10 protein-coding genes are annotated in these 6,074 nt (G+C 64.3%); 9 read left to right on the top strand and 1 reads right to left on the bottom strand.

Annotated features, from left to right (window positions below; genetic code table 11):
• From HYH07_RS35150 to HYH07_RS35180, 9 genes are all read left to right on the top strand, one after another.
• Positions 1–798, top strand: a complete 798-nt coding sequence (locus HYH07_RS35150) for an SGNH/GDSL hydrolase family protein (RefSeq protein ID WP_220006756.1) — start codon at positions 1–3, stop codon at positions 796–798.
• A gap of 113 nt (positions 799–911) precedes the next feature.
• Complete coding sequence (locus HYH07_RS35155) at positions 912–1,997, top strand: hypothetical protein (protein ID WP_220006757.1); 1,086 nt, start codon at positions 912–914, stop codon at positions 1,995–1,997.
• A 155-nt stretch (positions 1,998–2,152) separates the two neighbouring features.
• The gene (locus HYH07_RS35160; RefSeq protein WP_220006758.1) at positions 2,153–3,373 is read left to right on the top strand and encodes a peptidoglycan-binding protein; all 1,221 of its coding nucleotides are present in this window, start codon (positions 2,153–2,155) and stop codon (positions 3,371–3,373) included.
• Positions 3,370–3,879, top strand: a complete 510-nt coding sequence (locus HYH07_RS35165) for a protease IV (RefSeq protein WP_220006759.1) — start codon at positions 3,370–3,372, stop codon at positions 3,877–3,879. Before HYH07_RS35160 ends, HYH07_RS35165 begins: the two co-directional genes overlap by 4 nt.
• Complete coding sequence (locus HYH07_RS36670; RefSeq protein WP_283842862.1) at positions 3,872–4,003, top strand: hypothetical protein; 132 nt, start codon at positions 3,872–3,874, stop codon at positions 4,001–4,003. The genes HYH07_RS35165 and HYH07_RS36670 overlap by 8 nt, the downstream gene beginning before the upstream one ends.
• Before the next feature lie 35 nt (positions 4,004–4,038).
• On the top strand, positions 4,039–4,374 hold the full coding sequence (locus tag HYH07_RS35170; protein WP_228749979.1) for a DUF1515 family protein: 336 nt from the start codon (positions 4,039–4,041) through the stop codon (positions 4,372–4,374).
• A complete protein-coding gene (locus tag HYH07_RS35175) occupies positions 4,371–4,886 on the top strand; it encodes a septal ring lytic transglycosylase RlpA family protein (protein ID WP_220006761.1) in 516 nt (171 codons plus the stop codon). Before HYH07_RS35170 ends, HYH07_RS35175 begins: the two co-directional genes overlap by 4 nt.
• Entirely contained in the window at positions 4,886–5,014 is a 129-nt protein-coding gene (locus tag HYH07_RS36675; RefSeq protein ID WP_283842864.1) for a hypothetical protein, read from the top strand. The genes HYH07_RS35175 and HYH07_RS36675 overlap by 1 nt, the downstream gene beginning before the upstream one ends.
• A gap of 45 nt (positions 5,015–5,059) precedes the next feature.
• The gene (locus HYH07_RS35180) at positions 5,060–5,314 is read left to right on the top strand and encodes a hypothetical protein (RefSeq protein WP_220006762.1); all 255 of its coding nucleotides are present in this window, start codon (positions 5,060–5,062) and stop codon (positions 5,312–5,314) included.
• A gap of 342 nt (positions 5,315–5,656) precedes the next feature.
• Here HYH07_RS35180 and HYH07_RS35185 read toward each other — a convergent pair whose 3' ends face one another.
• Positions 5,657–5,980 carry a hypothetical protein gene (locus tag HYH07_RS35185; RefSeq protein ID WP_220006763.1) on the bottom strand — a complete coding sequence of 108 codons (324 nt, stop codon included), beginning with the start codon at positions 5,978–5,980 and terminating at the stop codon, positions 5,657–5,659.
• Positions 5,981–6,074: the final 94 nt, after the last annotated feature.

Raw genomic sequence — 6,074 nt, forward strand, 5'->3', positions numbered from 1 at the left:
ATGACAATCTCCGCGCCAGATCCATTCGTGCTACCTGAACTGCCGACCTATCCGCAGGGCAACCAGGCGACCGCCGGTCGCACGCTCGTCTCCAAAGCGCTAGTTGCTGGCGAAAGCACGGCCGTGTTTTTGACCCTCGGCGACAGCCTCATGTCGAACACGGTCTCGAGCACCTACACCCCGACGCAGGCGAAAAACCAGAATTTCAATGTCTATGATGGCGGCCTCTATGCCACGGTCGAGCCTTTGCTCGGCTGCAACACCAATCTGGCGCAGTTCAATAGCGGCTGTTTTTTCACCCGTGCGGCCGATGCGCTGATCTCGGGGGCCGTATTTCAGCGCGTCATTCATGCGCCGATCGCGGTCGGCGGATCTGTGTTGTCGGATTATGCCGCGGGCGGGCCTGTGGCCGGGCGCTTTGCCGCTGCGCATCGCCGCCTGGTCGCCAATGGGCTTACGCCGACCCATGTCTTCATCATGCTCGGCGCGAACGACACCAACCTCGGCACATCGCAGGCGAGTGCGACGCTGTCTCTTCAAAGCATCATCGCCAACATCCGCGGCCTGAGCGCCGCGAATATCTTCGTGGCGCGCCATTCGATATTCGGCCTTGCCACCAGCGCGGCCGTCCAGGCGGCACATGCTGCCGTCCTCGACCCCACCAACAAAGTCTTTACCGGGGGCGACATGGACAGCCTCACGTCCTCGGCCAACTACTGGGACAACACGCACTTCAACGCCACGGGTGCCGCGGCGGCTGCGGTGCTGGCGACATCGGCGATAAGCGCTCATCCGTGAGTCACAAGCGCCGCCGGAGGGTGAGCGGTGAAAAGCCGTCAATTACTCCGATAGGCCACTTGCGCCAGTTCCAACATCGGCTAGGTTCCATTCTGCAACTTTTACGAGATTCCATGTTGGACCTTATCCGGATAGTCGCCGTAGCAGGCGTGATGGCCGTGTGCGCCGCACAATGCGTCGCGGGCGAGGCGGCCTTTAGCGACCCGCCGGCGGATTCCACGGCGGTCCTGCAGGCGCTTCTCGATGCCGGCAACGCGATCGTGCTGCCGGCCGGGAAGATCACCAACGTTTCTGGCCTGAGGATTCCTCCAGGAGGCGCATCGATCAGGGGCGAGAACGCGACCGCTGTGCTGCATGTAACGGGCAACGCTGCGGCTATTCTTGCCAATGGTGCGAGGGTGATTGTCTCGGACCTTACGATCACGGGCACAGCGCCAAACTATACCGGCTATGGAACAGGACCAACCGACCTCGGCCAGCACGGTATCCAGCTGATCAACAGCCCCGGCTCTCAGGTGCGCAATGTAAAATTGAGTAACCTGTCGGGCAGCGGTATCGACTACCAGGCGCCTTCGGCCTCGTTCACGGCGGCGAATGCCTCGATCTTCTCCGACATCTTCGTCTCTCATGTCTTCCGGGGCGTTCACGTCTATAATTTTGGGGAATACGCCAACTTTTCCAACATGCAGGCAAAAAACAACGTTGTCGGGATGGAGGTCGAAAGTGGCAACGTGACGTTCTCAAGTGTCAGCGCGCTCTACAATTCGATCGGTATCAAGATCAACGGACAGGCCAATCAGAACCCATGCCACGGCCGTTTCAACGGCGGCTCGTCGAACCATAACACATACAATCTCGTCGTGATGTCGTGCGGGTTCGGCCAAGTTTTCAACGGAATGGACTTCATCGGTGATCAGTCCGGCGGCCTTACGAGGGGCGCGCAACACATCCTGATCTACAATAGCCGCGGCATCAGCATCGCGAACGGTCAGATTGGAAGCAATGTCGTCGTGTCCGCGAAGGACCCGATCACCGGCGACTCATCTCTCTCAGGGTCTAATCTGCTATCGAACAATTTCGTCCGCGATGATCTGACGAACTTCTCTCCGCCGTCGATCGGAGCGGGCGCTTCGCTCTTGAAAAACGGCAATTATGGTGCCGCTGGACCGGTGAGCTGGAATACCGCGCCGGGCGGATAGACCCTACTCCTGATTTGAATCAGTCGTCGACCGCGAGCCTCTTGTGAGGCCGGCGTGATCGGCGCTGCTATTGCCGTGGAAAACACGCCTGATGCGCTGATCTCGCCCTAACCCGCGCGAGAGAAGCCGCTTCCTTCATTGTGAGGATACACAACATGCTCGACCTGCATGGCATTTCGCGCGCCGCGTTCGATCTCGTCATCGCCGAGGAGGTGACGAGCGAGGCGGTCTATAACCGTCGTTACCGCGGACTCGAATATCCCGGCGGACAGTCAGGCCCGACCGGCGGAATCGGCTATGATTTCGGGACGCAATCAGCCGCGCGGATCGAGGCCGACTGGCGCGGCCGCGTCTCTGAGGCCGAGCTGAAGATCCTGAAGGGCGCCGCCGGCGTGCGCGGCGACAGGGCAGCAAGCTATGTGCGGCGCTACGGCCATATGGTCGACATCTCCTGGGAAGTCGCGCTCGAGGAATTCTGTGAACGGGAGCTGCCACACTATCTCGAGGTGCTCGAGCATTATTGTCCTGGCGCGAGCGCGCTGGGGCCGGACTGCAAGGGCGTGCTTTGGTCGATTGCGTACAACCGCGACGCCTCCGGCTTCGTCAAGGGCGGCCCGCGCTATGCCGAGATGCGCGAGATCCGCGCCTGCGTCGCCCGCGGCGACCTTGCAAAAATTCCCGGCCTGATCCGCTCGATGAAGCGGCTGTGGCCGTCGACCAACGGCGTCTACAAGCGGCGTGAGCATGAGGCGCTGCTGTTCGAGCAGGGGCTTAAGCAATCGCATCCGGAGCAGCACGCCAAGCTCGCGACCACGCCGCCGCCGCCTGATCCTGATGTCGTCGCACAGGTGCAGCAGCGCCTGCGCGATCTCGGCTATTTCGACCTGGGGGCCGTCGACGGGCACCTCGCCGAGAAGGGCCGCACGGAAAGCGCCATCCTGGCGTTCCGCCATGAGCACGACCTGCCGCTGACGCCTGATATCGATGACGACCTGCTCGCTGCGCTCGCGCGCGCCGAGCCGCGCCAGGTCGCGCCGGCGCGCGAGCAGGCGACCGTGCAGGATCTGCGCGAGCAGAAGGTCGAGACCATCTCGCTGACCGACCAGGTCAAGGGCTGGGCCGGCAAGATGTTCGGTGGCTCGACCGGTCTTGGCGGCGCCGGCCTGCTCGCCTGGCTGACCGACAAGGCGACCGCGGTCTCTGGCGCGCGCGATGCCGTCAGTGGGCTCGGCATTCCCGCGCAGGTCTGGATCTGGCTTTGCGCGGCCGTGCTGGTGCTGGCCGTCGTCGCCGGATGCGCCGTGCTGGTCTGGCTGGTCGCGCACAAGATCGAGCTGAAGCGTCTCGCCGATTACCGCGCGGGGAAAAACACATGAGCGGCGCCGTCATCGCTGCCATCGTGCAGCTCGCAGGCTTTGCCGGCGTCAAGCTGTCGCCGTTCAAGGCCGGTGCCATTGTCGCCGGCGTCGCGGCTTTGGTCGTCGGTCTCTCGCTGACGGCCGCCGGCGTGCATCTCTTCAACGCCGGTTATGAAAGCGCAGACGGCGAGTGGCGTGAGAAGGCGCTCGAGTCGCAGCTCGCCGCCGCCCGCGCCGACCAGGCTGCCGCGCGGCTGGCCGCCGCCGATGCCGAAGCGCGCGCGGCTTCCATTCTTCAAAAGGCAGAGCAGGAAAGGGCGGGGACCGATGCCTATGTCGAGGATCTCAGGAAACGAAACGAGGCGCTGGCATCCGCCGGCGTCAAGAATGTTTGCGGCCTTACTTGCGATGACCTGCGCGGGATGCGCATCAATTCCGCAGCCTGCGCCGCTCCAGCGGGAGTTGCCGACGTTCCCGCAGGCGCTGGCGGCAAGCGACGCTGGCCCCTCTCTCGCCGTGAATGACGATGCGCGCGCCCGGCTCGCGCAGACGCGCGATGCGCTGAAAACATGCCGTGCGCAAAACGGCAACGTCCGCGCCTGGTACGAGGGCGTAAGGCGCGCCTACAGCGGCGAGGGCGGCAAGTGACAGAGTCGGAATCGATACAAGCGGCTCTGCGCGAAATGGCGAAGTCCATCGGCGGTCTCGAGTCGACGGTCGGAACGTTGACGCGGCAGTGGCGCGACCAGGACGAAAAGGCCTCGGTCGGCCGCCGCGATCTGCACCAGAAGATCGACGGCGTCATCGCCGAGGTGCATGGCCTCAAGGCCTCGGTCACCGCTGCGATCTCTGACATCGCGTTCATGAAACCGATCGTCGATGGCGTCGTCGAGGCGCGCCAGCAGGTCACCGGCGCCGTCAAGGCCGGCCGCTGGGTCTACTGGCTGATTTTCGGCAGCGGCGGCGGCGCCGCGGCGCTCTGGATTGCATCCCATTTTTTCACGGTGACACTCAGATGAAGCTCGAGCCTCAGATCCTCTATCAGCAGCACGCGTTCGGCCTCGGCCTGCGCGGCATCCTCGTCGCCGCCGCGATCGTCGTCGCGCTGCTCGCTATTGCGGCCGCGGCCGCCGAGCTGCGCAGACCTTCGGCCGCCGGCGGCTGGCTCGCGGGCGCCGCCCTGGTCGCGGCGATCGTCGCGGCCGCCCTGGTGATGAACGCCGCGGCCGCGCACGGCTGCGCTCCGCGCTTCGCCGGCCTGGCGTCCTACTATTCCAACGGCGAGAGCGGCCCGCGCACGGCCTCCGGCGCGCGCTTCGACGATCGCCTGGCAACCGCGGCGCATCGCTGCCTGCCGTTCGGCACCAGGTTGCGCGTCAGCCGGGCCGGCCGGTCCGTCGTCGTCACCATCAACGATCGCGGGCCGGCGGCCTGGACCGGCCGCGTGCTCGACCTGGCGCGGGGACCTGCGATCGCGCTCGGCTTGGCCGGCCCTGGCGTCGCGCGCGTCGAGGCCGAGGTCGTCGACTGATGTGGTTTTGGTTCCTGCTGGGGCTGCTCGAGCTGGCGCTCGAGGCCGTGCTCGTCTGGATGCCGCGCATCATTGTGGCGGCCGTCGCGCTCGCGCTGCTGCTGCTTCTGCTGGCGCCCGTCGCCTGAGATCCGCGCCGGGCGGTTTCCCGGCATCAAAAGGAGAAGACCGAAATGAGCACGGTACGCGCAAAGTTCTTCGTCGAGGACATCCGCCACAACGACGTGCCTGGCACCGATCAGTACGCCACCATCTCGATGAAGCCTGTTTTTGGCACCTACGCTGACGGCGACGTCGAGGGCACGAACAAGTCCTGGTCGAAATGGACGCCGAGCGGGCATCTGTCGATCACGATCACCAATCCGGACGCGATCGGGGCTTTCGAGATCGGCAAGGCCTACTACCTCGACTTCTCGCCGGTCGGCTGAGTTCGCCCGCGCGTTCGCCTCCCGCGGACGAGCGCCGCCGGCCTGAATGTCCCTCTCGGCCGAGCGGCGAGCCCGGCGCAACCATCCGGGGTTGCGCCGGGCTTTTGCGTTCTGGAATGCCAGCGCCTCAGGTGTTTCGCTGTGCGGAATGGCTCCGGGGTTTTCTCCGGGGTTTTTGTGCCTCAATGGGCCGCAAATGACCGCAATGTGCCGCAATTGTTCTAGCCAAGGCGTTTATTATTTCATTGCGCGGCTGGCTAAATGTCTCTGATCTATAAAGGTTTTTGCTGGCGATCCCGGCAGGAATCGAACCTGCAACCCTCAGAGTAGAAATCTGACGCTCTACCGCCGGTGCCACGGGCGGCTGCGATCCTCGTCGATCGCGCGGGCCTCTTTCAGCTGATCGTAGCTCACCTGCTGCTGCAAGTCGTCCCACGCGCCGCGAAACGCATCCTTGGCGGCTGTGAGGCTGCCGGCGTGGCCGCGATGCTGGCTCGGCTGCGGCACGTTCGGCAGGGCGCATGACCACGACCATGTGGCGCCGCCGCCGACCGCTTCGGTCTTGAAGATGCGCCCGATGTGCAGGCCGTCCCAGATGACGACGTAGTCGTCTGGCGCAGTCTCGCCGCTGATTATGGTACATCGCAGGGAGAGGTCGTCGGACATGATTTTTGCGGTTGGCTAACCCGATTGGCGAACCTGCTGGCTAACCCTCAAATATCGGCTTGGATTTGCGGTATTGTGGCGCTCCCTAGCGGAA

The organism is Bradyrhizobium sp. BR 10261, assembly GCF_019455395.1.
GTDB lineage: Bacteria > Pseudomonadota > Alphaproteobacteria > Rhizobiales > Xanthobacteraceae > Bradyrhizobium > Bradyrhizobium manausense.